This is a genomic window from Bradyrhizobium vignae, from assembly GCF_900324035.1.
GTDB lineage: Bacteria > Pseudomonadota > Alphaproteobacteria > Rhizobiales > Xanthobacteraceae > Bradyrhizobium > Bradyrhizobium vignae.
The window spans coordinates 7291644-7317440 of sequence record NZ_LS398110.1 but is presented as its reverse complement, the minus strand read 5'-3'; the positions used below and the strand labels follow the sequence as shown (position 1 = coordinate 7317440).

Sequence of the window (25797 nt, the reverse complement as noted above, 5' to 3'; positions counted from 1 at the left end):
ATCGCGGGATGGTCTAGCTATGTAAATGTTATTTACATTCACAACGGCGCGGATGCCGTGATGGAGATGGGAAATGGCCTACACCGCTGATATCAATCGATGGCGCGGCCCTTCGGACCAATACCAACAGTACGAGCGTCCCGGCATGCTCGATACGCCCTGGCATCCCGGCTGGATCGCCGTGACCATTCTCGGCTTCATCATTTGGTGGCCGATCGGACTTGCCCTTCTCTTTTTCACACTCGGGAGCAGAAGAATGTCGTGCTGGAGCCATCAGGATCGCTGGCAGAACAAGATGGAGCGGATGCAGTACAAGATGGATCGCATGCGTGACCGCATGGAGCGCCGCGGCTTCGGCTTTGGCTTCGGCCCGCCGTCCTCCGGCAACCGCGCCTTCGACGAATATCGCGCCGAGACGCTGCAGCGCCTCGAGGAAGAGCAGCGCGAGTTCAAGGATTTCCTGACCCGTCTGCGCCACGCCAAGGACAAGGAAGAGTTCGACCAGTTCATGGCGCAGCACCGGACACGTCCGACCCCGCCGCCGACCGACCAGCAGCAAGGCTGATCTGAAGGTTCGCACCTCTCAAAGCCTTCAGGCGCATGCCCCCAAAGTCCTGATGGCCCCGAGCCGCCCGTCTGCGTGACCCGCAGGCGGGCGGTTTGGCTTGTACAGCGCCTCGATCGTCAGGCCCCGCGGCCGACAGCAAGCACGTCGCGAAGGCGAGACTGGCGCCTCGATGTGGACCGCCTATATTCGCCGTCACGGCACAGGCGAGCGGAGCGACGATGGCGGAAGCTGCTATGGCGGGTAGCGACAGCCTTTGGCAAAAGGTTCGCGACGAGGCGCAGCGCTCGGCCAATGCCGATCCTGTTTTCGGCAAAGCCGTCGCCGGTGCCATTCTCGCTCATGATGATTTCGCCGCGGCCCTGGCCGATCTCATCGGGAGGCGGCTTGCGAGCAACGCCACGGAGCGCGTGCGCTTCATGGCTTTTTGCCGCGCCGCCTTTGGGGGCGAGCCGGACTTGATCGAAGCGGCCGGCCGAGACCTCTTGGCCATCGCGCGCCGCGACCCCGCCGTCGCCGACCTGCTGCCGCCACTGCTGCATTACAAGGGGTACATCGCGCTGCAGGCCTGGCGCGTTTCGAACTGGCTCTGGCGCCATGATCATCGCGATGCCGCGCTGCTGTTTCAGAACGAGGCGTCGAACCTGCTCCAGGTCAGTATTCATCCGACGGCCAGCATCGGGTCCGCCGTGTATCTCGATCACGCCACCGGCATCGTGATCGGCGCCGACGTCGTCGTCGGCGACGACGTCACCATCCTTCAGAACGTCAGCATCGGCCGCAGCAGCGAACTGCCGGCGCGCTCGCCGCGCATCGGCTGCGGCGTCTACATCGGCGCGGGCGCAAGCATCCTCGGCGACATCAGCATCGGCGATCTCGCAAAAATCGGCGCCGGCACTGTCGTGACGAGCGACGTCCCCGCTGGCTGCACGGCGGTCGGCAATCCTGCGCGACTGACCAACTGCCCCGAGTCCGCCTTGGCCGCCTGAGACGTCCTTCGCTTAAAGCATGATCCGGAAAAGTGCGAAGCGGTTTTCCGGAAAGATCATGCGTAAACAACAAGCTAAAGCGCGATGACGATTCATCCAAATCTCATCGCGCTTTAGGCGGCGCGGCGGTGGCTTTCGCCGCCATGAGGCGGCGTGGCCGGCTCCGAGCTGGTCTGGCCCGGTGCATCCAGCACGGCGACGTGATGCCGGTAGACCATCTCCCGCCCCTTCCATCCCGTGAACAGCAGGATGCCGACCACGATCAGCGAAAGCACCACGCCCCACGGCTTGATCGCAGCCTCCGCAGCACCTTGCGCGTAGCGAAGATAGAAATTGACCAGTGCCAGCACGACGGCCGTGAGATTGCCGACCATGTGGTACCAGGCGTCATTGAGACTGCGGATGCGCGGCTCGCTCAGGAAGTCCGCAAATCCGGCTACGGCGGCAACCAGCGCCATGACGATGCCGGCGCCGATCAGCCACATCGCGGCGCGCGCCCAGAAAGCGTCGCCGGTTCCGATGAAGGCCAGATCGGCAATGGGCGCGCCAACCAGGAACGCGACGGGGAACGGGATGAGCATGGGGTGGAGCGGGTGATCGCCGATGGCGGCGGTCGTCTTTGGGTTGATGGTCATGGCAGGGGCTCGCCGAAAGTCATTTTCCGGACAATAATTCCGGGGCGAGGGAGGTTCCCTCGGTTGCACGTGCGCGTGGAACTTATGCCGCGGACGCAGCGCAGCGTCGCTTCGACGATGCGGTGCGTCCGGACACGAGCCATGGCCGCCCGCCGCCATCCCCCTGCGCTGCCTGCCTTTCCGGCAGCCAAATTCGTGGCCGGTAACCCCGCATTAACTATCGCCGGGCTCTGGTAAGAGCGGACAGTCGCGCCCGAAGCCGTGTCGAGGCCCTTAGTTTTGACATCTTGGCGGGGAATGCAGGCGGCCGGCTTTGGACGAGCCTTTGGACCAGCCCTGCACCTCAGAATGACAAGGCTTTGAGCGGGCTTGCTGGCCCGCGCGCCGGTACTAGCGCGGCTGTTCGGGAATACAGGCAGCGATTTGCTGGCCGAATGACGTTAGGTAACGATCGCCTTGAGAGGATACTGCTTATGAATCCGGCCGACGTGGCTCAGTCAGCCCTTCCGGTTGCTGCCTCCGCCGACGTGTCGCTGATTGCGCTGTTCTGGCAGGCTCACTGGATCGTGAAAGCGGTGATGCTGGGACTTCTGTCCTGCTCGGTCTGGGTCTGGGCGATCGCCATCGACAAGGTCTTTCTTTACGCGCGCACCCGGCGGTCGATGGACCGGTTCGAGCAGGCGTTCTGGTCCGGCGAGTCGATCGAGGAGCTCTATCGCACGCTGTCGGCCAAGCCGACGCATTCCATGGCGGCCTGCTTCGTGGCGGCGATGCGCGAGTGGAAGCGTTCCTTCGAGAGCCATGCCCGCTCGGTCGCGGGGCTCCAGATGCGCATCGACAAGGTGATGAACGTCTCGATCGCGCGCGAAGTCGAGCGCCTGGAACGGCGCCTGCTGGTGCTGGCGACCGTCGGCTCTGCCGGCCCTTTCGTCGGCCTGTTCGGCACGGTCTGGGGCATCATGTCGAGCTTCCAGTCGATCGCGGCGTCGAAAAATACCTCCCTGGCAGTCGTCGCCCCCGGTATCGCCGAGGCGCTGTTTGCGACCGCAGTCGGCCTTATCGCCGCCATTCCTGCCACTATTTTCTACAATAAGTTCACGTCCGAGGTGAACCGTCAGGCTCAGCGGCTGGAGGGCTTCGCTGATGAATTTTCAGCCATCTTGTCCCGTCAGATCGACGAGCGGGGCTGACGGACGGCATGTATAGTGTGAAGGGCAATTTGGGCACGCGATCATGGCCATGAACGTTGCGAGTTCGTCCGGCGGCGGTGGACGCCGCGGCCGGCGCAAGCCGGTCGTGGCCGAGATCAACGTCACGCCGATGGTCGACGTGATGCTGGTGCTGCTCATCATCTTCATGGTGTCCGCGCCGATGTTGACGGTCGGCGTGCCGCTCGACCTGCCCCAGACCCAGGCCAAGAGCCTCGAAAACAACGACCAGAAGCCGATCCAGATGTCGGTCGACATCAAGGGCAAGGTGTTCATCAACGATGCCGAGATCGCGATCAACGAGCTGATACCCAAGCTGAAGGCGATCACGGACGCGCGCGGCGGGCTCGAGGAGCGCATCTATCTGCGCGCCGACAAGAAGGCGGATTACGGCACGGTGGCCAAGGTGATGGGCCTGTTGTCCGGCGCCGGATTCAAGAAGCTGGCCCTCGTCACGGAAGCGGATCAGGGATCTTGAAGCCGTGAAGGTGAACGTCGACAAGACACTCGTTGCGTCGATTGCCCTCCATGTCCTGGTGCTGGGATGGGGCCTCCTTACCTTTAGCAGCAAGGCCTACATCGCGCCGGAGGAGTCGCTTCCGGTCGACATCATCTCCACCGATCAGCTCGCCAAGATGATGGCGGGACAGAAGACCGGCAAGAAAGAAGAGCCGAAGCCCAAGGTCGAGAAGATCGCGGAAGCCAAGCCGGAGGAAGACGCGGTCGGCAAGGTCACCGAGAAGAAAGAGCTGATCAAGACCAATTCGCAGCCGGAGCCGCCGCCGAAGCCGGTCGAGAAGCCGGTGGAGAAGAAGCCCGAGCCGCCGAAGCCCGTCGCCGAGGCCAAGCCGAAGGAAGAGCCGAAGCCGCAGGAAAAGAAGCCTGATCCGGCCAAGGAAGATCCGATCGCCGAGCTCCAGAAGAAGCTGGAGACCAAGAAGCCGCCGCCCAAGCCCGTGGAGCAGAAGGTCGCGGCAGTGCAGCCGCAGCAGCAGCCGAAGCCGAAGGAGCGCACCTTCGATCCCGCGCAGATCCAGCGCGATCTCGACAAGCGCGCCGCGACCCGGCACGAACTTGCCGGCACGGCGCTGAATGCGTCGGCCTCTCTGGGGGCGGCGACCGGGACGGCCGCCAACAATGTCGCGACCTGGCGCGGTGCATTCCAGGGCGCGGTCAAGCGCTGCTTCACGCCCACCTACAACGGCCAGGACGCCGATCAATACGAAGCCGACATCGACATTCCCATGAAGATCGACGGATCGCTCGCATCCGAGCCCATCGTCGTCGCGGTGAGGGGACCGTCGCGGTCGATCGCTCAGGCGGTTGCCGAGAGCGCCAAGCGCGCCATCGTGCAGTGCCAGGTCTATTCGTTCATGCCGAAGCAGCAGTATGAGAGCTGGAAGCTCATTCCGATGACCTTCGGTCTGAAAGATATGTTGTGACATCCGAACAAAAGAATTTTGCAATGAATGACGCCCGATCGATCACCCGCCGCCGCTTTATGACCGTCACCGGATCGGCACTTGCCATGCTCGGGGGCGGCCACGCCTTCGCCCAGAGTCAGCCGCGGCTTCGCATCGATCCCACCGAATTCCAGCCGATCCCGATCGCGATCTCCGGCTTCGTGCCAGGCTCCCCGTCCGACGGCGACGTCGGCAACGGCGTCACGCAGGTCATCACCAACAACCTGAAGCGCTCGGGCCTGTTCGCGCCGATCGATCAGGCCGCCTTCATCGAGCGCATCAGCAACATCGACGTCGCACCGCAATTCCAGAACTGGAAGACCATCAACGCGCAGGCCCTCGTCACCGGCCGCATGACGCGGCAGCCGGACGGCCGCCTCAAGGCCGAATTCCGCCTGTGGGACGTGGTCACCGGCCAGCAGCTCGCGGGACAGCAATATTTCACGTCGCCGGAATATTGGCGCCGCATCGCCCACATCATCTCCGACCAGATCTACGAGCGTATGACCGGCGAGAAGGGGTATTTCGACAGCCGCGTCGTGTTCGTTGACGAGACCGGATCGAAGGAGCGCCGCGTCAAGCGGCTTGCCATGATGGACCAGGACGGCGCCAATGTGCGCTACCTGACCCGCGGCTCCGACCTCGTGCTGACGCCGCGCTTCTCGCCGAATTCGCAAGAGATCACCTACATGGAGTTCGGCCAGGGCGATCCGAAGGTCTATCTCTTCAACATCGAGACTGGCCAGCGCGAGATCGTCGGTAACTTCCCCGGCATGACCTTTGCGCCGCGCTTCTCGCCGGACGGCCAGCGCGTCATCATGAGCCTGCAACAGGGCGGCAATTCCAACCTGTTCGTGATGGATCTGCGCTCGCGCTCGACCACGCGTCTCACCGACACGCCGGCGATCGACACGTCTCCGTCTTACTCACCGGACGGCAGCCGTATCTGCTTCGAGTCCGATCGTGGCGGCAGGTCGCAGATCTATGTGATGGCGGCAGGCGGAGGACAGGCGCAGCGCATCTCCTTCTCCAAGGATGACACCAACGCCAGCTATTCGACACCGGTGTGGTCGCCGAAGGGCGATTACATCGCCTTCACCAGGCAAGGCGGCGGGCAGTTCTCGATCGGCGTCATGAAGCCGGACGGCTCCGGCGAGCGGCTGCTCACCTCCGGCTTCCACAATGAAGGTCCGACCTTCTCGCCGAACGGCCGCGTGCTGATGTTCTTCCGCGATCCCGGCGGCAACAGCGGGCCTTCGCTCTACACCGTCGACATCTCCGGCCGCAACGAGCTGAAGGTGCCGACACCGGGCTTCGCCTCCGACCCGGCATGGTCGCCGCTGCTGTCCTCCACGTCGGGCTGACAACATCGCAGTTGAAGCATCGCGTGTTCAGACGCGCGATGTTTTCGAAAAAGCGCGCCGATTTTTCCGCGTTCGTTGCGAAGGGCAAGACTTCCTTCACCTTGTGCCCGGCAAGGCTTGCCTAGCTGCTTGATATGTAAGAAGAAATCGCTTCGCTATTGCCGAAAAACAACTCGGCTTTAACGATGTTCCCTCAGGAAAGCTTCATCTCGGCTCGGTAAGACTACGCGCCGAACAGGACGCGCGTACAAACCAAATGCAGTTCGCAAGCCAGAGCGGAGAGCAGGGGCAGCCGCCGCCGGTCAACCCGGCAGCGCAGATCGATTCGCTCTTTGAAGCGCCGGGACCACTGCTGGCCGGGCTCATCTTCGTATCGATCGGTGCTGCGCTGACGGCGCTGAAGACGGGCGAGCCCCTCGTTTGGGCGTGTGTGGCGTTTCTCGTCTTGGCCGGGTCGGTGCGGGCGATCGATTTGCGCCGCTATCAGGCGCGCAAGTCGAACGTGACCGCCGAGGCGGCCAAACGCTGGCAGACGCGCTATCAAATCGGGGCGATGATTCAGGCCGCTGCGATTGGCACCTGGTGCGGCACGACCCTGCTCGCTACCGACGACGCGGTCTCACATATGATTGCTCTGTCGGTCACTACAGGCATTGCCGCAGGGGGAGCGGGAAGGGCGTATGGACGACCGTCGATCTTCCATTTTCAGGCGGTGCTCATCTTCACCCCGGCGGTCTTGGCATTGGCGTGGCGCGGCACGCCCTACTATATCGCAATGGCCGTTGTGAGTGCTGCCTTCCTGCTCGCGATCATGCAGCTCTCGGCCAACCTCCACAGGATATTCATGGGAGCCGTGGTGGCGCGTGAGCGCGAGTCGGCGCTCGCGGGTCAGTTCGATACTGCCCTGAACAACATGCCGCACGGGCTTTGCATGTTCCACCTCGATGGGCAGCTCGCGGTGATGAATCACCGTTTCGCCGCGATGATGAGCCTGCCCGATAATCTGCCGCAGAGCGGCGCCAGCGCACGCGACATCATCGCCGCCTGTGTCAAAGCCGGGGCCATCTCGGCTGCGAACGGCGAGCAGATCATCGCTGGCCTCGAGAGTTCGCGGGAGAATGAGATCATCACCGTCGATACGAACATCGAGCGAAATCGGTCGCTGTCCTGGACCGTTCAGCCGATGGCGGACGGAGGAGCGGTGCTGCTGCTCGAGGATATTACGGAGCGGCGCAATGCCGAAGCCAAGATCAGTCACCTCGCGCGCTATGATGACCTCACGGCCCTGCCGAACAGGGTCAATTTTCGCGACGAAATCGAGCACCTGCTGGCTGTCTCGCACGACGCGGGGCAGCTCTCCGCGCTGCTGTTCATCGACCTCGACCAGTTCAAGCAGGTCAACGACACGCTGGGCCATCCCTGCGGCGACCAGCTCCTGTGCGCCGTCGCCAACCGCCTGCGCGAGATGCTGCGCCCCGAGGATTTCGTCGCCCGGTTCGGCGGCGACGAGTTCGTCGTGTTCCAGCAGAACCTCAACACGCCCGAGGACGCCGCAGCGCTCGCCCGCCGCATCGTCGAGCGGTTGAGCGAGCGGTATCGCATCGACAATCACCTGGTCGAGATCGGCGCCAGCGTCGGCATCGCACTGACCTCGCCGGACGGCACCAGCGCCGATACGCTGCTCAAGAACGCCGACATGGCGCTGTATCGCGCCAAGGCCGACGGCCGCGGCACGTTCTGTTTCTTCCGCGACGAGATGGCGGCGACCGTCGAGGCGCGCCGCATCCTCGAGCTCGACCTGCGCAAGGCGCTCGCCAACGAGGAATTCGAGCTGTTCTTCCAGCCGCTGGTCAATCTGAAGTCCGGCAAGATCACCACCTGTGAGGCGCTGCTGCGCTGGAATCATCCGGTGCGCGGCACGGTTTCGCCGGTCGATATCATCCCGGTCGCCGAGGACATGGGTCTGATCGTCGATCTCGGCCGCTGGATCCTGCGCCGCGCCTGCATGGAATGCATGAAGTGGCCGGAGAGCGTCAGCGTCGCCGTCAACTTCTCGCCGCAGCAATTCCACCAGCGCGATGTCTTGAGCGAAATCCGCTACGCGCTCGAAGTGTCGGGCTTGCCGGCGCATCGACTGGAAATCGAGATCACCGAGTCCTCGCTGCTGCGCAACACCCAGCTCACGCACGACATCCTGTCGCAACTGCACGCGCTCGGCGTGCGCATCTCGCTCGATGATTTCGGCACCGGCTACTCCAGCCTCAGCTACCTGCACAATTTCCCGATGCAGAAAGTGAAGATCGACCGCTCCTTCCTCGAAGGCATCGATGCCGACCGGCCGTTGACGCTGCTGCGCGGCGTCGCGCGGCTGTCCGCCGACCTCGGGATGTCCGTCGTGGTCGAGGGTATCGAGACCAACGAGCAGCTCGAGCTGATCAGCGCCGACGGCACCGTGACCGAAGGGCAGGGTTACCTGTTCAGCCGGCCCGTTCCGGCGGTGCGAATCCGCCAATTGCTCAACGCCTCGCATGGCCGTCGTATGCCTGACGACCAGCTCGCCCTCGTGTCGTCGCGATCGGCCTGATCCTTTTCCGGCGGCTCCTTCATCGCAATCGGCTCGCGCTTGCTCCGTAATCTTGCGGACCCGCAAAGGTTAACCCTAACAGTTCTAAAGCTTTGCAATTTCGTTAAGGAACCATTAATCTGCTGCTACTCGCGGAAGTTGCTTGGAGTTTTGAGGTAGCAGATGAAGTCCGGAGCCGAACCGACCCCGGCGCTCCTTCCCCGAGGGGCCGCGTTGTTTGACCGTATCGATTACCGACTGATCGAGACTCCCGAGGACAAGGACAACCTGTATTTGATGCGCTACCGCGCCTATCTGCAGGCCGGTCTGATCGAGCCGTCGGCTTCACTGCGCGTCAGCGATCGCTTCGACGAAACGCCCAACACCTGGAATTTCGGGATTTATGTTGATGGAGAGCTTTGCAGCTCCGTCCGTATCCATCTTCTGACGTCGGAATGGCGGATGTCCTATACCACCGAGGTGTTCGGCGACATCCTGCATCCCCGCCTCGATCGCGGCGAGGTCTTTGTCGATCCGTGCCGGCTTGTTGCAGATCCCGACAAGCACCATCGCTTCCCCGAGTTGCCCTACCTGACGGTCCGCCTGGCCTTTGTCGCGTGCGATCATTTCAATGCCGACACCGGGCTTGCCATGATCCGGACCGATCATCAGGCATTTTACCGTCGCATTTTCCTGCATGAGACCATTTCACCGGAGCCGCGGGGCTTTCCGGGCTGGCCCACCAAAAAGGCGGTCCTGATGGCCACCGACGTCCGGCGGCAGCGGGATAAGGTGCTGGCACGCTTTCCGATCATGCGCTCCAGTGCGTTTGAGCGGCGCATGCTGTTTGAGCGCAGCACCTCGCGGCCGGCGGCCACGCGGCCGGTGCTGCTGACCTCGCCGCGGAACCTGGATGTGACGGCCCCAGCATTCGGCTCTGCCTGCTAAAGCGCGATGAGATTTGGATGAATCGTCATCGCGCTTTAGCTTGTTGTTTACGCATGATCTTTCCGGAAAACCGCTTCGCACTTTTCCGGATCATGCTTTAGGACCATCCACACCTTCGATTCGGCCCAAATTTCCAGCAAAAGCCGGCGGGTTTGCCGACCGACGCGGCTTGCCTTCACCCTCGCGCCACATTTACAACTCATTAACCATGCCGGTTGCTTTTCGCTGGTTGGGGGCATTTGACCGGCTGTGGCAAGGTTCCGTCAAGGTTGACGGAACGTTCGCTTAACCAACCCCCTGTAGACCGGACAGCAGTGGACTAACGTGAGCGTGGAGGCTCCGGAATGAAACATCCTATGCGTATCCTCCAGGGATTGAAGCTGGCCGCGGTGCTCGCCGTCGCGCTGTCGATGGGCGCCTGCGCCAACAAGAATGCTGCGACGGATGCGATGGCCAATGCGGCGACGCCCGGCAGCCAGCAGGATTTCGTCGTCAACGTGGGCGACCGCGTGTTCTTCGAAAGCGACCAGACTGATCTGACCCCGCAGGCGATCGTGACCCTGGAGAAGCAGGCGCAGTGGCTCCAGACCTATCCGCGCTACAGCTTCACCATCGAAGGTCATGCCGACGAGCGCGGCACCCGCGAATACAACATCGCGCTCGGCGCCCGCCGTGCCCAGTCGGTGCGCTCGTTCCTCGCCTCGCGCGGCATCGATCCGAATCGCATGCGCACGATCTCCTACGGCAAGGAGCGGCCGGTGGCCGTCTGTAACGACATCTCCTGCTGGTCGCAGAACCGCCGCGCCGTCACTGTCTTGAACGCGAGCTCCTGACGTCCGGTCAGGTGCCGTTCAGCTTCGGAATTGGATGATGCCGGCGCCCTCTCGGGCGCCGGTTTCGTTTCAGCATTCTGTGACTTAAAACCCCTTGGTACCAGTCACATTTTTGGCGTACTCCACTTCAATGTGTGGCGCGTCGAATGTTCCGTCGCAGGCCATTCGCTTTTGTCGTCAGGGCAAGATGTCATCCAGATTTAAGGTCTTTACCGGCACCGTGGCGACCGCCGCGCTGCTTTCTTTGGGGTCGCCCGCACTTGCGCAATCGGTCTTCGCGCAGTCGGATGATGCCGACCCGGAGATGCGGATCGAGCGGCTGGAGAACCAGCTGCGCCAGCTCACCGGCCAGAACGAGGAGCTGCAATACCGCAACCGGCAGCTCGAAGAGCGGCTGCGGGCGCTCGAGGGCGGCGCGCAAGGCGCGCCCGGACAGGCACCCAACGTCGCGGCGATGCCGCCCGCGCAGGTGGCACCAAGTCAGATTGCGCCCGGCTATCGCCAGCCGCCGCAACAGCCGGCCGTGCAGCCGACCTACGAGCAGCCGCAGATCGCCGCGCCTGCGCCGATCGTTCAGGAGCAGCCGGCGCCCGGCGCACCCGGCACGCGCCGCCGCGGCGATGCCTTCGACCCGAGCCAGAACCCGAACGCGCCGGGCGCACCGCGCGCGCTCGGCGGCGGCCAGCAGCCGATGCCGGCAGGAACTCCGAGCGGGGCACCCGGCGGCCGTGGCGCCGGCGAGCCGCTCGATCTCGCCAATACCAGCCCCCGCTACCAGCAAGGTGTGCCGCCAGCCGCGCAGCCCGGCTATCCGCCGGCCCAACCCGGCTATCCCGCGCCATCGGGCGGCACTGGCCTGACGACGCTACCGCCCTCGGCGACGGCGCGCGACGAGTTCGACCTCGGCATCGGCTACATGCAGCGCAAGGACTATGCGCTTGCCGAGCAGACCATGAAGAACTTTGCGCAGAAATTTCCGAGCGACCCGCTCGTCGGAGACGCGCAATACTGGCTCGGCGAGAGCTACTTCCAGCGCCAGCAATATCGCGACTCCGCGGAGGCCTTCCTCGCCGTGACCACCAAATACGAAAAATCGGCCAAGGCGCCGGATGCGCTGCTGCGGCTCGGCCAGTCGCTCGCCGCGCTGAAGGAGAAGGAGGCCGCCTGCGCCGCCTTCGGCGAGATCGGCCGCAAATATCCGCGTGCCTCCGCCGGCGTCAAAGTCGCGGTCGACCGCGAACAGAAGCGGGTGAAGTGCTGACGTCCGGGGTCCTGACAACGCGGATGGTGCTGCGCTAGACATCGGAACCATCCGCCGGCGACTGTCAGGGCCGCGTCATGTCAGACGACGACAATTCTCCCATCTCGGCGCGCGAGGCGAGGCGGCTCTTCGCCGGCCTGAAGGCTGCGCCGGCGCTGGTGCTCGCGGTCTCCGGCGGGCCCGACTCGGTCGCGCTGATGTGGCTTGCCGCCCGCTGGCAGCGCAGCCTCGCGCGCGGCCCGCAACTCACCGTCGTCACCGTCGACCACGGCCTGCGCCCCGAGGCAGCCCGCGAGGCACGCGAGGTCAAGCGGCTCGCGAACCAGCTCGGATTGCCGCATCGGACCCTGCACTGGCGTGGCGCAAAGCCGAAGACAGGCCTGCCTGCCGCTGCGCGCGAGGCGCGTTACCGCCTGCTGGCAGAGGCCGCACGTGCCGCCGGTGCGAGCCATGTGCTGACGGCCCACACCCGCGACGACCAGGCCGAGACCCTGTTGATGCGCCTCTTCCGCGGCAGCGGGCTGGCCGGGCTGTCGGCCATGGCGCCCCTCAGCGAGCGCGACGGAATCGTGCTGGCGCGTCCGCTGCTCGATGTTCCGAAATCGCAGCTGATCGCGACCTTGAGGCGGGCGAAGGTCGGCTTTGTCGAGGACCCCACCAACCGGGACACTGCCTTCACCCGGCCGCGGCTGCGCGCGCTGCTGCCGCTTCTCGCGGCCGAGGGCGGCGATGCCCGCAATCTGGCGCGGCTCGCGGCAAGGCTGGCGCGGGCAAATGCGGCGGTCGAGGTGCTGGCCGACGGCGCCGAGCGCTTCCTCCGTCTGCGGGATCGCGGCGGTGCGCCGCAGGCGGACGTCCGAAGCTTCGAGGCCTCGGCCTTTGCCGCCCTGCCGGAGGAGGTCCGGCTGCGGCTCCTGCTGCGGGCCATCAATGCGCTCGGACATGAAGGACCGGCGGAACTCGGGAAGGTCGAAACCCTGCTGTCCGCATTGGACGAGGCCATTGCCGCAAGTCTCGATGCCCGCGCCACTGGCCGGCCGGTCCTGAAGCAAACCCTCGCGGGAGCCTTGATCAGCCTCGCCGGCGGGCGTATCCAAATCGCACCGGCGCCGGCAAGGCGCCGTGGGAGTGGATGAGCTCGGGACTGGGGCGGATCATGACACCAGCCATTTCGGCCCCGCGCCATCAGAACACCTTAACCAGGCAGGAAAAACCCCGCTCCGGGCGCCATTATTTCAGCGGGAATCGCTCTAAGATGGGCTAAATAGTCCCATCTCATTCCCTTGGCAGCGACCCGGACGGCACCTAAATTGTATGCGTCTAACCGAGAGGATTCCTTGGGGATTTTCTCTAGCTTGCCCAAGTAGCTCCTGAAGGACCAGGCCGCGATCCGCGCGACCACGAAGGAAGATCGATGAACGCCAATCTGCGCAATTTCGCCCTCTGGGTCATCATTGTTTTGCTGCTGTTGGCGTTGTTCACGCTCTTCCAGAATCCGGGTCAGCGGGCGTCCTCGCAGGACATCGCCTTCTCCCAGCTGCTGAGCGAAGTTGATCGCGGCAATGTCCGCGACGTCGTGATCCAGGGCCCGGACATCCACGGCACCTTCACCAACGGCTCGAGCTTCCAGACCTATGCGCCGAACGATCCGACGCTGGTGAAGCGGCTCTACGACAGCAAGGTGCAGATCACCGCGAAGCCGCCGGGCGACAACGTGCCCTGGTTCGTCTCGCTGCTGGTCTCCTGGCTGCCCTTCATCGCGCTGATCGGCGTCTGGATCTTCCTGTCGCGGCAGATGCAGGGCGGCGCCGGCAAGGCGATGGGCTTCGGCAAGTCGCGCGCGAAGATGCTGACCGAAGCGCATGGCCGCGTCACCTTCGAGGACGTCGCCGGCGTGGATGAGGCCAAGCAGGATCTGCAGGAGATCGTCGAATTCCTGCGCGACCCCGGCAAATTCCAGCGCCTCGGCGGCCGCATCCCGCGCGGCGTGCTGCTGGTCGGCCCGCCCGGCACCGGTAAGACCCTGATCGCGCGTGCGGTCGCGGGTGAAGCCAACGTGCCGTTCTTCACCATTTCCGGTTCGGATTTCGTCGAGATGTTCGTCGGCGTCGGCGCGAGCCGCGTCCGCGACATGTTCGAGCAGGCCAAGAAGAACGCGCCCTGCATCATCTTCATCGACGAGATCGACGCTGTCGGTCGTCACCGCGGCGCCGGCCTCGGCGGCGGCAACGACGAGCGCGAGCAGACGCTGAACCAGCTGCTGGTCGAGATGGACGGCTTCGAGGCCAACGAGGGCGTGATCCTGATCGCCGCGACCAACCGTCCTGACGTGCTCGATCCCGCGCTGCTGCGGCCGGGCCGCTTCGACCGCCAGGTCGTTGTGCCCAATCCCGATGTCGTTGGCCGCGAGCAGATCCTCAAGGTTCACGTCCGCAAGGTGCCGCTGGCCCCCGATATCAACCTCAAGACCATCGCGCGCGGCACGCCGGGCTTCTCCGGTGCCGACCTGATGAACCTCGTCAACGAGGCTGCGCTCACCGCCGCCCGCCGCAACAAACGGATGGTGACGCAGGCCGAGTTCGAGGAGGCCAAGGACAAGGTGATGATGGGCGCCGAGCGCAAGTCGCTCGTCATGACCGAAGAAGAGAAGCTCTTGACGGCCTATCACGAGGGCGGCCACGCCATCGTCGGTCTCAACGTGCCCGCGACCGATCCGATCCACAAGGCGACCATCATTCCGCGCGGCCGTGCGCTCGGTATGGTCATGCAGCTGCCCGAGCGCGACAAGCTGTCGATGTCGCTGGAGCAGATGACCTCGCGCCTTGCCATCATGATGGGCGGCCGCGTCGCCGAAGAGCTGATCTTCGGCCGCGAGAAGGTGACCTCGGGCGCCGCCTCCGACATCGAGCAGGCCACGCGCCTTGCCCGCATGATGGTGACGCGCTGGGGCCTGTCGGAGGAACTCGGCACCGTCTCCTATGGCGAGAACCAGGACGAGGTCTTCCTCGGCATGTCGGTGTCGCGCACGCAGAACGCATCCGAAGCCACCGTTCAGAAGATCGATTCCGAGATCAAACGCCTGGTCGAGGAAGGCTACAAGGAAGCGACCCGCATCCTCACCGAGAAGCGCGCCGATCTCGAGACGCTGGCCAAGGGCCTGCTCGAGTTCGAGACGCTGACCGGCGAGGAGATCGTCGACTTGCTCAGGGGCAAGAAGCCGAACCGCGAGTCCGTGCTCGAGCCGACCACGCCGCGCGCCTCCGCCGTGCCCCCGGCCGGCAAGCCGCGCCCGCGTCCGGATCCGGATCCTGGCCTCGAGCCACAGCCGCAGGCCTGATCGAGAAGCGGCAGATCGAAATGAAGAACGCGGCGGAAACGCCGCGTTTTTTTGTTGGGTAGCCAGCTGGGCGCAGCAAGCCAGCGTGTGAGGCCTGAAGCGGGGGGCAGAAGCGCACCGTGCTCGGGGCAAATGCGCCAAACACTAAAGAAGAACTTAATGCTTGCGGCCTATTTTGGCCCGCTATGACTGATCAAGCCGTCTACAGCGCGGTTCAACCGTTTTCGGCACGTGCCGTGCTCCCCTGGGGCGTGGGGCTCAGCCTCTACACCGTGTTGCTGGCGCTCGGCCCGCGATTGCTCGGCGATCCCGACAGCTATTCCCACATCGAGCTCGGACGCTGGATCATCGCGCACGGCACCTTGCCGACGAGCGACCTGTTTTCCTTTTCGAAGCACGGCGCGCCCTGGATCACCTTCGAATGGCTATCCGAGGTCATCTATGCCGCCGTCTACGCGCTGGCCGGCTGGCCGGCCGTCGTCGCGATCGCGGCTGCGGCGATCGCGCTCGCCTTTGGCCTGCTCACGTTCTTCCTGCTGCGGGAGCTTTCCCCGGCCCTGACTGTGCTGATGGTGATCGCGGCCATCGTCCTGCTGGCGCCGCACATGCTGGCGCGGCCGCACGTCCTCGTGTTGCCGGTGATGGTGATCTGGGCGGCTGCCCTGGTGCGCTGCATGGATCGCAGCTCGCCTCCGCCATATTGGGCTCTGCCGCTGCTGGTGCTGTGGGCCAATCTGCACGGCAGCGGCATGCTGGCGCTTGGGCTGATTGGCCCGGCGGTGCTCGAGGCGCTGCTGCGTGAGAAGCGAAGCGAATGGCTGCACGTGTTGCTGCGGTGGCTGCCATTCACGGCACTGGCGGTCGTAGCGTCCTGCCTGACGCCGCACGGGCCGGAACCATTGTTGATGCCGCTGACGACGCTGGCCGCAGGTCCCGCGCTCGCCTGGATCTCGGAATGGCGGCCGCAGGATTTCAGCCATAGCGGTGGCTTCGAATTGCTGCTGCTGGCTGGCATCTTTGCGCTCTCGCGCGGCGTGACACTGCCGGTCGTTCGGGTCCTGGTGGTGATCGGCTTGCTCCATTTCGCGCTGGCGCAAATCCGCAATGCGGATTTGCTGGCTATGCTGGCGCCGCTTTATCTGGCGGCCCCGCTGGGGCGGACGTTCGGCGGACCGACCGGGATCGATGCGGCCGGCCGCTCGCGCGGCCTCAATCTGGCCGCGCTCGGTGTCTTGGTCGCGATGAGCGGGGCGGCGCTGGCGCGGGACATCCGGCCGGCTCCGGCCATCACCCCGCAGGCTGCCATCGCTCAGGCCGACCTGGCCGGGACGGGACGCGTGCTCAACGATTACGCCTTCGGCGGCTATTTGATCTTTGCCGGCATTCCCACCTTTATCGATGGCCGCTCCGAACTGTACGGCGGGCCGTTCATCGACCGCTACAATCGCGCCCTGGCGCTGATCGACCTCGGAGATTTCCTCAGATTGCTCGACGAATACAACATCGACGCGACACTGCTCGCACCGCAAACGCCCGCGATAGCGATGCTCGACCGACTGCCCCAGTGGCAGCGCGTCTACAGCGACGATGTGGCGGTCGTTCACAAGCGGCGAGATACGCCGCGACAATAAGTCGGGCGCCAAGGCGACACATCGGCCCTCGATCGACCCGCTGCCGAAGACCTCTTCGAGGGACGCGTGCCAATTCAGGTTCGAAGTGAGCGGCGGGAAGAGCTCGCTCGTGCGCCGGGTCACTCGTTGATGGTGTGGATCGCCTGTGTCGACGCCGTCGCGTCGCGATCGAAGCCGATTCGTGCCTGCACCACGTAGAGCGGGCGGCGTTTCACCTCGGCATGGATGCGGCCGACATAGAGCCCAACGATGCCCGTCATCAGCATGTTGATGCCGCACAGCAGCGACATGAGGACGATCGTCGAAGACCAGCCGGTCACGAGATGGCTGTCCTTGCTGAGCCACAACAGAATCACCCAGCCGCCGTAGAGCAGCGCAAGGGCCGAGACCGTCAAGCCGCACCAGATCGCCAGCCGCAGCGGCAGATCGGAAAAGCCGAGCGCGGCGTTCACCGCCAGGCGGATCATCTTGAACAGCGGGTATTTGGTTTCGCCCGCGGCGCGCTCGAGGCGGTGGAAGGCGACCTCGGCCTGCCGGAAGCCGAGCCAGGCGATCATGCCGCGCACGAAGCGATCCTGCTCCGGCATCTGCCTGAGCGCGTCGAGCACCTTGCGGTCGATCAAGCGGAAGTCGCCGACATCCGCAGGGATGCCGACGGAGGACATCCTGCCGAGCAGCCGGTAGAACAGATGCGCGGTCGCGCGCTTGAAGCGGCTTTCGCCCTCGCGCGAGAGGCGGCGGGCGTGGACGATGTCGTTGCCCTCCTTCCACTTTGCGATCAACTGCTCGATCACCTCGGGCGGGTCCTGCAGATCGGCGTCCATGACGATGATGGCGTCGCCTTGCGCGGCGTCCATGCCGGCGGTGATGGCGATCTGATGGCCGAAGTTGCGCGACAGGCCGAGGTAGCGAAAGCGCGTGTCGCGCACGGCGAGCGCTCGCAGCACGATCGAGCTGGAATCGCTGCTGCCGTCGTCGACGAAGATCGCTTCCGCCGGCCCGTCGAGCTTGGACATGACCTGGTCGAGCCGGCGCAGCAGGACCGGCAGCACCGCTTCCTCGTTGAATACGGGAATGACGAGGCTGTAGCGGATCGATCTGGAATTGGCCGCCATGCGAAGGAGTCCCGCTGGGTTGGAGGGGCGCAAGTCTATGAGCAGGTGGTTAAGGTCGCCTTTCTCAGGACTTGCGGCGAATCCTGTAGAGGACAAACCGATCCGAGGTCTCCAATATCTCCAGCAGATCCGGCAGCGGATTTGCGGCCCGCGGTCCCAGCACATAGAGGTAGTCGAAATCCCGGTACCAGGTGAGGACAAAGCGCGGCGAGTCCGCCGGCGGGCGGCCCGTTGCAATCGCGGTGAGCAGGCCTGAGGACACCAGTCCGCCATCCGGAGTGGCGAGCTGGCGCACGGCCTCGACGGCCCGAACAGGTTGCTTGCCCGCTTCCGTGAAGAGATTGGGCACGAAGGCGTTGGCATAGTGCACCGCCAGCGTTGGCGCATAATACATCGGATACGCAGTGAGGTCGGCGAAGGGCGGATCGCCAGCTTCGTCCGCATTGCTGACGAGAACGCGCGAGCCGCGTTCGATCTTGCGGAACGACTCGATGGTGGCTGCGTAGTCAGCGCGGTAGGGCAGCCACACTGTGAAGACAACGGCGAGATTGATCAGTGTGATGCCGCTGATCGCAGCGAGCGCGCCCATTCTCCACGCCCGGCTCGGCAACGACAGCGAGCAGAACGCCGGCAGGATCAGCCCCGCAGCAGGAATCACGCGGAGGTCGGCAAACGAGGTCCCGAACAGCCTGGAGGGAATGGCCACGTACAGGAGCGCAAGACCGAGCGCGATCCAGATCCCGGGCGGCTCGAGCCTGAGAACGCCGCGCCTTGCGGCGAACAGCAGCGCGGTCATCATCGTCAGCCCGGTCACCGCCGCGGCCGTCAGATTGTAGCCGTTCATGATGCGGAGCGGCCAGACCGGCTTGAATGCGAGGAACCAATCGTTGCCTTGGCTTCCGATCGCGCCTGCCGTGACATGCATGATCGAAAGCAGCGCAAGCGCCGGCAGGGCCAGCGCGCCGAGCCGCGCGGCCACGACGGGATGCGTGGTCTGCCCTTGGCGGATGCGCGACAGCTCGACAAGGCCCAGCACTGCGCCGTAGACGCCGAGCGAAAAGAAATGCCCCACATAGAGCGCGGCGACGAAGGCCGAATGGGCGGCGAAGCGCAGCGGCCAGGCGCTTTCGGCCAGCATCAGGTAGACGGCCATGCCCCAGAGCGCGAGACCGATCCCGAACTCGAAATTCACAAAACCCCAGCTGAACGGCAGGCAATAGAGGAAAGCGAGCGCGGCGAAGCCGGCGAGATGGATGCGCTTTTTCCGGACCCATTCGAGCAGAAGCGCGCCGGTGACGATCAGGACCTGGCTCAGCAGGAGAAACAGCCGAGTGGCGTCCTCGACGCTCATCAGCCGCGCCAGCTGCGGGACCATCAGGTCCATTCCGAGGTTGGGATAGAAGGCCCAGGTCACCTCGTAATACGGATTGGCACCCGGTGTGCCGTTCTGGCTCAGGACGTACATGCGCGCGAGGTGATTGGGATAATCGACCATCGCGGGAATGGGTGTCAGCAGCACCGGGAGAAACGAGACCGCCGCCAGCAGCGCAAGAACGATGGTCGCCACGATTCGGTCCGGGTCGGGACGCGCCGGATTTTTCGGGGGCGGCTGGCTGGTGGGAACCATCTGATGGAGCAGCTGAGGCCGGAGACGAGCGTCCTCACTTCGAAGGCGCCGCCGCGCCGTCTGCGGTGTCGCGCACGTGGATGACGGCGACGTCGTCCGCGTAGATCCGCTTCCAGCCCTTGAGCTGGTCGAGGATCTGCGGCCCCGGCGCGTCGGCGACCAATAGCGTCGCGTCGATCTTGTACTCGTCCAGAAGGCGCGGCAGCAGCTCGGGCTTCCTGCCTTCCGTCGCCTCGAAGAAGTCCATGACGAACTTCTCGCCATACAGTTCGGCGCGGCCGTCGACGAAAACGGGAATATCGCGCGAGATCAGATAGCCGCCGAACTGGTAGGCGTTGAAGATGCGCTGTACCTTGCGTCGCTCGAGCAGGTCGACCGCCGCAACCGGCGTCTGCCTCATCGTGAAGGTGAAGCGGTGATGCCCCATATAGAGCGACGTCGACGTCCAGCCTGCCGCCACGATCATCAGCGCGGCAAGCGCGGTGACAGTGCGGGCCGGCCAGCGGTCGGCACCGGTGGCGTCAGGCGTCCGGCGCGGGAACATCTCGCCGAGCGGCCTTGCCAGCACCAGCGGCACCAGGAACGCAAATGCCTCGATGCTCCTGACATGGGTCAGCGCGCTCCAGGTCAGGAACAGGATCAGGAAGATCCGGGGCGCCGACAGCACCAGGCCGCGATAATAGCCGAATGCGATCAGGGCGAGCAGGGCGCCCTCGAACGGGGTGAACGTGGCGAAGTTCGCCGGCATCCATTCGCAGATCAGCGACAGCAGCTCGCCGAGTCTGAGGACGTTGCTCGCGCCCTGCAGCGTCCGCCATCCGTACGGCGTGCAGCAGCTCGCGATCAGCGCGCCGATTCCGAACAGCACCCAGCGCATGAACAGCGAAAGACGCCGTCCCTTCTCGGCGTGCTCGACCGCTTCGAGCGAGATCGGACCGACCAGCGCGAGGCCCAGCACGAAGCCGCCATGCAGGTTCGCCCAGAGCGCCATCAGCGGCAGCCAGGTCCAGGACGGCGCGCTCTTGCGATCGGCAGCTGCCATCAACAAGCCGACCCACGCCACCATGACGGGCAGCGCCAGAATACGTGCCAGCACGTGATGGATCGACAGCAGCAGCGCCAGCGTCGCGAACAGTACCGCGCGCGGTGCCTCGATCTGCGCGTCGAGCAGATGGACGAAGATTGCGACCGCGAGCGCGAGAGCGACTGCGGTGAGGATGACGGGACCTGCCCAGCCCCATTGCGCATGGGAGAAGGCGAACGCGACCTGCGACAGCCACGACGTCGATATCCACGGCGCGCCCATTCGCGTGAAGGAATAGAAGTCGGTGGTTGGCATGGCGCCGTGATCGAGGATCCATTGCCCGATCTTGATCTGCCAGAACGAGTCGGAATCCTGAAGCAGGCTATCGCCGAGAAAAAGGAAGAACAGATAGGCGCCGGCGCCGACGCACAGCGGCACCAGGGCCCGCGTGCGGCTCTGCACGGCGATGCTGTTGGCGAAGGAGAGGGACATGCCGTCTCGTTGTCCTGCTTGTTCTTGTCGAGCTGACCGAGCGGACGACATTGGAGCATGGGCGCTCATAACTTCGGGTAAACCGGCTGCGCCAGGCAGATTCAAAGTCTCGACAATTTAATGGACTGTTTTGGATTTCGATTTACCATCGGCGAATACACGCAAACCGCTCGGTGTTTACGCAGTCGAATTAACCGCGGCGCAATTCTTTGCCTCTAGGTTCGGTTCCATGGTCGGGCGGCGCTGGGAAGCCGAAAAGACCGGATCAGTTGTAAGCCTCGTGTACTCATTTGGAGCACTCTATGAAGAACCTCGTTGCGCGTTTCGTGAAGGATGAATCCGGCGCCACCGCCATTGAATACGGCCTGATCGCTGCCGGCATTGCGCTGGCGATCATCACCGTCGTCAACCAGCTCGGCGGCACGCTGAACACCAAATTCACCTCGATCCAGTCCAGCCTGAAGTAAGCTGGCGGACCATCAAGTTTCGAGAGCCCCGTCCTGGACGGGGCTCTTTTCTTTTTGGCGAATGATTCAAAGTCGCTGCCGCTACGCAAACTGTGGTGACGGCTGGTGCAGCGTCATTCGGCGAGGCTGACCTGCCAGACCGCCGACGCGGCAGGCGCGCCGGAAATCCGTGACGCGCCGTGCAGCCAACGAACAAAGAGCTTCACCGCCCAGATCGATGCTGCAGCGACGGCGATGCCGCCGACGACGTCAATGACGTAGTGCGCGCCGATCACCGGCGTCGACGCGATCATCAGGAGGTTCAGGGCGGCTGCGATGATGCCGATGCCGCGCACCGGCCACAGCGCCCACATATAGAGCACCGCGGAGGCGGCGTGAAAGCTTGGAAACGAGACGATGCCGGAGAGGAAGAACAGGCGGAGCTCGTGCAGGCTGCCGTCACGAAGTGCGAGAATGTCGCGCAACTGCCCGGCGTAAACGGCGGTGTTGATTTCAGGCAGATGCGCGGCAGGCAGTTGCAGCGCGTAATAGGTGCCGATCGCCGGCACCACGGCGGAGATTGCGATGGTCACCGCAAGCGCGAGGCTCGTCGCAAGCATGAACGATTGCAGGCGCACATAGCGGCCCGTCAACGCCAGCACGACGGGAACGCCGAGCAGTGGCAGCTTGATCAGCCCGTAGCCGCGCGCGAAGATGGTCGCGAGCCAGGGATGATCGTTGACGTATCGCGCGATCGCTTCGGGATCGAGACCGAGCGCGCGGTCGATCGCAAGCAGCGCTTGGTCCTGGAGCGGCCAGCTCAGCTTGCCCGCGACGTAGCTGAGCGGTCCGACGATGGCGCAGGTGAGAATGACCTGCCCGATCGCACCGAGCGAAAACACCAGCTTCGGATCCGCAAGCTCCGCTTTGACGATCCGATGGCCATAGGCGACCGCGAGCAGGAATGCGGCGATCGCCAACGTCACGCCGTAAGCAACCGGCTCGAGGCTCAGGTCTGCCCAAGGCAGGCCGATCGCCAGCAGTCCGCCCATGGCCGCGATCGGAAGCCAGTTCAGATGGAAAAGCTGCCAGGCGGTCCGGGCGTCCGTGTCGACCATGCTGCACCGAGGTGAGATCGCAGTATCCCGTACAGTCGCGGCGCAGTCTTAAGATCGCGGTAACAATCGTGGTTAGCCGTCACCAACCAAGTCGCCGTTATTTTGGGGTGAAGTCCCGCCTCCTTGAGAGACGCTCCACGCATTTCCCATCTTGTCATTCACTCTGAATAGTTGTTCAGTCCTTGCGGGGCGATTTGCATCTTTTGACGTGACGAAGCGTTCGGCCGCAGGGCGTGTGGCTGGCGTGTGGGACAGGAAGCGCGCCATGGTTTATCGGCGGACGCATCAAGTGGTTAAGCGCCTTGCGGCGCGGCGCAGCGCGATTCTGGCGGCGGCGCGGGAAGCAGCGGCGGAAGGCGGAATGGCGGCGGTGCAGATCGCGCCGGTCGCGGTCCGGGCCAATGTCGCAGCCGGCACGGTGTACCGTTACTTTCCCTCCAAGGCCGAGCTGATCTCCGAACTCATTGCCGAGGTCTCTCGCGACGAGCTCGCGGCGATCCGCCGGGCGGCCGACGCCGCGCCGGGACCGTCCTCGGCGCTGGCGGCCGCCGTGACCACCGTGGCGGTCCATACGCTGTCGCAGCGGCGGCTGGCCTGGGGCATCCTGGCCGAGCCCGTCGATGTCGATGTCAGCGCCTCCAGGCTGGCCAGCCGACGCGAGATCGCCGGCGAGATCGCGAGCCGCATCGACGCCGCCGTGAGGGCCGGTCACCTGCCGGCGCAGGACACTGCGCTCGCCGCCACCGCGCTGCTGGGAGCGCTGCATGAGGCTCTGGTCGGGCCGCTTGCGCCCGACAATCTCGGAGATCCCGTCAAGATGCGCGATGCGGTGCAGACCGTGACGCTGCTGGCGCTGCGCGCCGTCGGCGTCATGGACGCCCGCGCCCGCGGCCTGGTGGTGCAGCAGACGCTACTGCCGACGACGAAGGCGCTGGTTGGGGCGTAAAATCGCGCCGCGGTCGAGGCGACGCCCTGATCGCGCTCAGGTCATTGCCTGAGCGTGCCTTTTCGCGAAATCCCAGCGAGCCCGCCAGTCCGGCCAGGCTACTGTGCATGGGGTTGTTTTTCGACTTTTTGTTTTGGCCGCGCTGGCGGGCCTACATATCCGCGTCGCCCCCGGGGCCGACCGAGGCGATGCGCACCATGTTGGTGGTGCCGGGAATGCCGAGCGGCACGCCGGCGACGATGATCACGCGCTGGCCCGCGCGGACGAAGCCATCGCGGAACGCAATCTGGCCGGCGCGGCCCACCATGTCGTCCTGGTCGCGCGCGTCCTCCGCCACGACGCAATGCACGCCCCACACCACCGCGAGGCGGCGCCCCGCCGTGATGTTCGGCGTGATCGCCACGATCGGCGGCTTGGGCCGCTCGCGTGCGACCCGCACGGCGGTCGAGCCCGATGAGGTCCAGCAGATCAAAGCGGGCAGGTCCAGGGTTTCCGCCATCACGCGCGCGGCGTCTGCGATGGCATCGCCGACGGTCGATTCGGGGTCCGGCCGCTGGGCCATGATCACCGAGCGGTAGGTCGGGTCGCGCTCGACCTCCTCGCCGATGCGGTTCATGGTCGAGACCGCCTCGACCGGGAATTTGCCGGCCGCCGATTCCGCCGACAGCATGATGGCGTCGGCGCCCTCATAGACGGCGGTGGCGACGTCCGAGACCTCGGCGCGGGTCGGCACCGGCGACTGAATCATCGATTCCAGCATCTGGGTCGCGATCACCACCGGCTTGCCGGCGCGGCGCGCCATCCGCGTCATCTGCTTCTGCAGGCTCGGCACGCGCTCGAGCGGCAGCTCGACGCCGAGGTCGCCGCGCGCCACCATCAGCGCATCCGATGCCTCGATGATGTCGGCGAGGCGGTCGATCGCCTGCGGCTTCTCGATCTTGGCCATGACCGCGGCGCGGCCGCGGATCATCCTCTTGGCCTCGAGCACGTCCTCGGCGCGCTGCACGAAGGACAGCGCGATCCAGTCGACGCCGGTGACGAGGGCCGCCTCGAGGTCGGCGCGGTCCTTCGGCGTCATCGCCGAGACCGGCAGGTCGGTGTCGGGCAGGCTGACGCCCTTGCGGTCGCTCATCTTGCCGCCGACCACGACGCGGGTCACCGCATGCTCTTTCGAGGTCTCCTCCGCGATCAGCCGCACCTTGCCGTCGTCGAGCAGCAGCGCATGGCCCGGCCGCAGTGCGGCCAGGATCTCCGGATGCGGGAGGTGGACGCGCGTGGCATCGCCGGGCGTCTTGTCGGAATCCAGCGTGAAGGTCTGCCCGTTCTGGAGCTGGACCGCGCCGTCGGCGAAGGCGCCCAGTCTCAGCTTCGGTCCCTGAAGATCGACCAGGATGCCGATCGGCCGGCCATAGCTGCTCTCGACGTTGCGGATCGTCGCCACCAGCTCCCGCATCTTGTCATGCGGGGTGTGGCTCATGTTGATGCGGAACAGGTCGGCGCCGGCCTCGAACAGGCGGCGGATCATCGCGAGGTCTGAAGAGGCGGGGCCCAGGGTCGCGAGAATCTTGATACGGCGAAGACGCCTCATGGCTTATTTCCAGACGGGGGCGGGGGCGCCGGCGGAAGGCCGGGCGCGGCGGGGGGCGTACCACCGGGCGGACTATTGGGCAAACCCGGAACGCCGCCCGGGCCCACCGGCCCGGGCAGGCCAGGTACGCGTTGCTGCGCCGGCTGTTCGTTGGCGTCGGTCAGCTGCACCGTCCAGGCCCGCTGCTCACCGGTGTCGACCTCGAAATAGCCGGTTCGGTCATAGCCGCGCGCCAGGCAGTCCTCGGTGCCGCGGATGGTGAACTCCTTGTCGCGCGAGCACATGAAGGCCTGGCCGGACCACTCGCCGCCGCGGTCATAATCGACGGCGTAGATGTAGTAGTAGCGAGCGACCAGCGTGCCTCGCAGCAGCGTCTCACAGGAACGCGACGAGATGTTCCACCAGCCCTCGGTGGTCCAGCCCTCGGCGTCCTTGTAGCCGAGCGCAATGCCAACCCGGCTCGAAGTGTTGTTGCAGAGGCGGAAATCGGCGGAGGCCGGTCTGGCCCAGAGGCACAGCAGGGCAACCATCAGCACCGGGACCAACCGGGCGAGCAGGCGAAGCGGGAAGCGGGGAGATTCGGCAATCATTGTCGCGGAAGCTATACCAGATCATTGACGATTTGGCGTAGGGCCGGGGAACTG

The 25797-nt window shown here is 64.9% G+C and carries 22 protein-coding genes; 15 read left to right on the top strand and 7 right to left on the bottom strand.

The genetic code is table 11. The features are described 5' to 3' along the window. Nucleotides 1-73: 73 nt before the first annotated feature. Both BRAD3257_RS35165 and BRAD3257_RS35160 read left to right on the top strand, forming a co-directional pair. Nucleotides 74-565, top strand: coding sequence for a DUF2852 domain-containing protein (locus BRAD3257_RS35165; RefSeq protein ID WP_122405635.1), 492 nt, complete (start codon nucleotides 74-76; stop codon nucleotides 563-565). 221 nt (nucleotides 566-786) lie between these two features. After that, nucleotides 787-1554, top strand: coding sequence for a serine acetyltransferase domain-containing protein (locus tag BRAD3257_RS35160; RefSeq protein ID WP_122405634.1), 768 nt, complete (start codon nucleotides 787-789; stop codon nucleotides 1552-1554). Nucleotides 1555-1667: 113 nt separating this feature from the next. Here the strand turns inward: BRAD3257_RS35160 and BRAD3257_RS35155 are convergent, their stop codons facing one another. Continuing rightward, entirely contained in the window at nucleotides 1668-2189 is a 522-nt protein-coding gene (locus tag BRAD3257_RS35155) for a DUF2231 domain-containing protein (RefSeq protein WP_122405633.1), read from the bottom strand. Between the two features lie 473 nt (nucleotides 2190-2662). On the opposite strand from BRAD3257_RS35155, the gene tolQ reads away from it, so the two are divergent. From tolQ to BRAD3257_RS35095, 11 genes are all read left to right on the top strand, one after another. After that, complete coding sequence (gene tolQ / locus BRAD3257_RS35150; protein WP_122405632.1) at nucleotides 2663-3379, top strand: protein TolQ; 717 nt, start codon at nucleotides 2663-2665, stop codon at nucleotides 3377-3379. A gap of 43 nt (nucleotides 3380-3422) precedes the next feature. Next, nucleotides 3423-3875, top strand: coding sequence for a protein TolR (gene tolR, locus BRAD3257_RS35145; protein ID WP_122405631.1), 453 nt, complete (start codon nucleotides 3423-3425; stop codon nucleotides 3873-3875). A 4-nt stretch (nucleotides 3876-3879) separates the two neighbouring features. Continuing rightward, nucleotides 3880-4839, top strand: coding sequence for a protein TolA (locus tag BRAD3257_RS35140; RefSeq protein ID WP_122405630.1), 960 nt, complete (start codon nucleotides 3880-3882; stop codon nucleotides 4837-4839). Nucleotides 4840-4862: 23 nt separating this feature from the next. Next, nucleotides 4863-6224: a Tol-Pal system beta propeller repeat protein TolB gene (gene tolB, locus BRAD3257_RS35135; protein ID WP_174221611.1), complete on the top strand. Its 1362-nt coding sequence runs from the start codon at nucleotides 4863-4865 to the stop codon at nucleotides 6222-6224. 256 nt (nucleotides 6225-6480) lie between these two features. Next, a complete protein-coding gene (locus tag BRAD3257_RS35130; protein WP_122405629.1) occupies nucleotides 6481-8808 on the top strand; it encodes a putative bifunctional diguanylate cyclase/phosphodiesterase in 2328 nt (775 codons plus the stop codon). A gap of 162 nt (nucleotides 8809-8970) precedes the next feature. Next, complete coding sequence (locus tag BRAD3257_RS35125; protein ID WP_122405628.1) at nucleotides 8971-9735, top strand: N-acyl amino acid synthase FeeM domain-containing protein; 765 nt, start codon at nucleotides 8971-8973, stop codon at nucleotides 9733-9735. 344 nt (nucleotides 9736-10079) lie between these two features. Beyond that, nucleotides 10080-10568, top strand: a complete 489-nt coding sequence (gene pal / locus BRAD3257_RS35120) for a peptidoglycan-associated lipoprotein Pal (protein WP_018641585.1) — start codon at nucleotides 10080-10082, stop codon at nucleotides 10566-10568. A 187-nt stretch (nucleotides 10569-10755) separates the two neighbouring features. Beyond that, nucleotides 10756-11829 (top strand): tol-pal system protein YbgF, encoded by a 1074-nt coding sequence (gene ybgF / locus BRAD3257_RS35115; protein ID WP_122405627.1) that lies wholly within the window; start codon nucleotides 10756-10758, stop codon nucleotides 11827-11829. A gap of 77 nt (nucleotides 11830-11906) precedes the next feature. Continuing rightward, on the top strand, nucleotides 11907-12965 hold the full coding sequence (tilS, locus tag BRAD3257_RS35110) for a tRNA lysidine(34) synthetase TilS (protein WP_122405626.1): 1059 nt from the start codon (nucleotides 11907-11909) through the stop codon (nucleotides 12963-12965). Nucleotides 12966-13243: 278 nt separating this feature from the next. Next, a complete protein-coding gene (ftsH, locus tag BRAD3257_RS35100; RefSeq protein ID WP_027573106.1) occupies nucleotides 13244-15166 on the top strand; it encodes an ATP-dependent zinc metalloprotease FtsH in 1923 nt (640 codons plus the stop codon). 185 nt (nucleotides 15167-15351) lie between these two features. Beyond that, nucleotides 15352-16797: a hypothetical protein gene (locus BRAD3257_RS35095; RefSeq protein ID WP_122405624.1), complete on the top strand. Its 1446-nt coding sequence runs from the start codon at nucleotides 15352-15354 to the stop codon at nucleotides 16795-16797. A gap of 119 nt (nucleotides 16798-16916) precedes the next feature. Here BRAD3257_RS35095 and BRAD3257_RS35090 read toward each other — a convergent pair whose 3' ends face one another. The 3 genes from BRAD3257_RS35090 to BRAD3257_RS35080 all read right to left on the bottom strand — a co-directional run bounded on the left by BRAD3257_RS35090 (nucleotide 16917) and on the right by BRAD3257_RS35080 (nucleotide 21055). Then, complete coding sequence (locus BRAD3257_RS35090; protein WP_122405623.1) at nucleotides 16917-17912, bottom strand: glycosyltransferase family 2 protein; 996 nt, start codon at nucleotides 17910-17912, stop codon at nucleotides 16917-16919. Nucleotides 17913-17976: 64 nt separating this feature from the next. Then, nucleotides 17977-19539, bottom strand: a complete 1563-nt coding sequence (locus tag BRAD3257_RS35085) for a hypothetical protein (RefSeq protein ID WP_407120778.1) — start codon at nucleotides 19537-19539, stop codon at nucleotides 17977-17979. Nucleotides 19540-19573: 34 nt separating this feature from the next. Further along, nucleotides 19574-21055 carry a hypothetical protein gene (locus tag BRAD3257_RS35080; protein ID WP_122405622.1) on the bottom strand — a complete coding sequence of 494 codons (1482 nt, stop codon included), beginning with the start codon at nucleotides 21053-21055 and terminating at the stop codon, nucleotides 19574-19576. Between the two features lie 302 nt (nucleotides 21056-21357). Between BRAD3257_RS35080 and BRAD3257_RS35075 the strand changes: the two genes are divergently transcribed. Further along, nucleotides 21358-21522 (top strand): Flp family type IVb pilin, encoded by a 165-nt coding sequence (locus BRAD3257_RS35075; protein ID WP_122405621.1) that lies wholly within the window; start codon nucleotides 21358-21360, stop codon nucleotides 21520-21522. A gap of 113 nt (nucleotides 21523-21635) precedes the next feature. Here the strand turns inward: BRAD3257_RS35075 and BRAD3257_RS35070 are convergent, their stop codons facing one another. Next, on the bottom strand, nucleotides 21636-22619 hold the full coding sequence (locus tag BRAD3257_RS35070) for a phosphatase PAP2 family protein (protein ID WP_122405620.1): 984 nt from the start codon (nucleotides 22617-22619) through the stop codon (nucleotides 21636-21638). Nucleotides 22620-22884: 265 nt separating this feature from the next. Between BRAD3257_RS35070 and BRAD3257_RS35065 the strand changes: the two genes are divergently transcribed. Next, nucleotides 22885-23565, top strand: coding sequence for a TetR/AcrR family transcriptional regulator (locus BRAD3257_RS35065; RefSeq protein WP_122405619.1), 681 nt, complete (start codon nucleotides 22885-22887; stop codon nucleotides 23563-23565). 151 nt (nucleotides 23566-23716) lie between these two features. Here the strand turns inward: BRAD3257_RS35065 and pyk are convergent, their stop codons facing one another. Both pyk and BRAD3257_RS35055 read right to left on the bottom strand, forming a co-directional pair. Further along, entirely contained in the window at nucleotides 23717-25153 is a 1437-nt protein-coding gene (pyk, locus tag BRAD3257_RS35060; protein ID WP_122405618.1) for a pyruvate kinase, read from the bottom strand. After that, entirely contained in the window at nucleotides 25150-25743 is a 594-nt protein-coding gene (locus BRAD3257_RS35055; RefSeq protein WP_122405617.1) for a DUF1036 domain-containing protein, read from the bottom strand. The genes pyk and BRAD3257_RS35055 overlap by 4 nt, the downstream gene beginning before the upstream one ends. Between the last annotated feature and the right edge of the window lie 54 nt (nucleotides 25744-25797).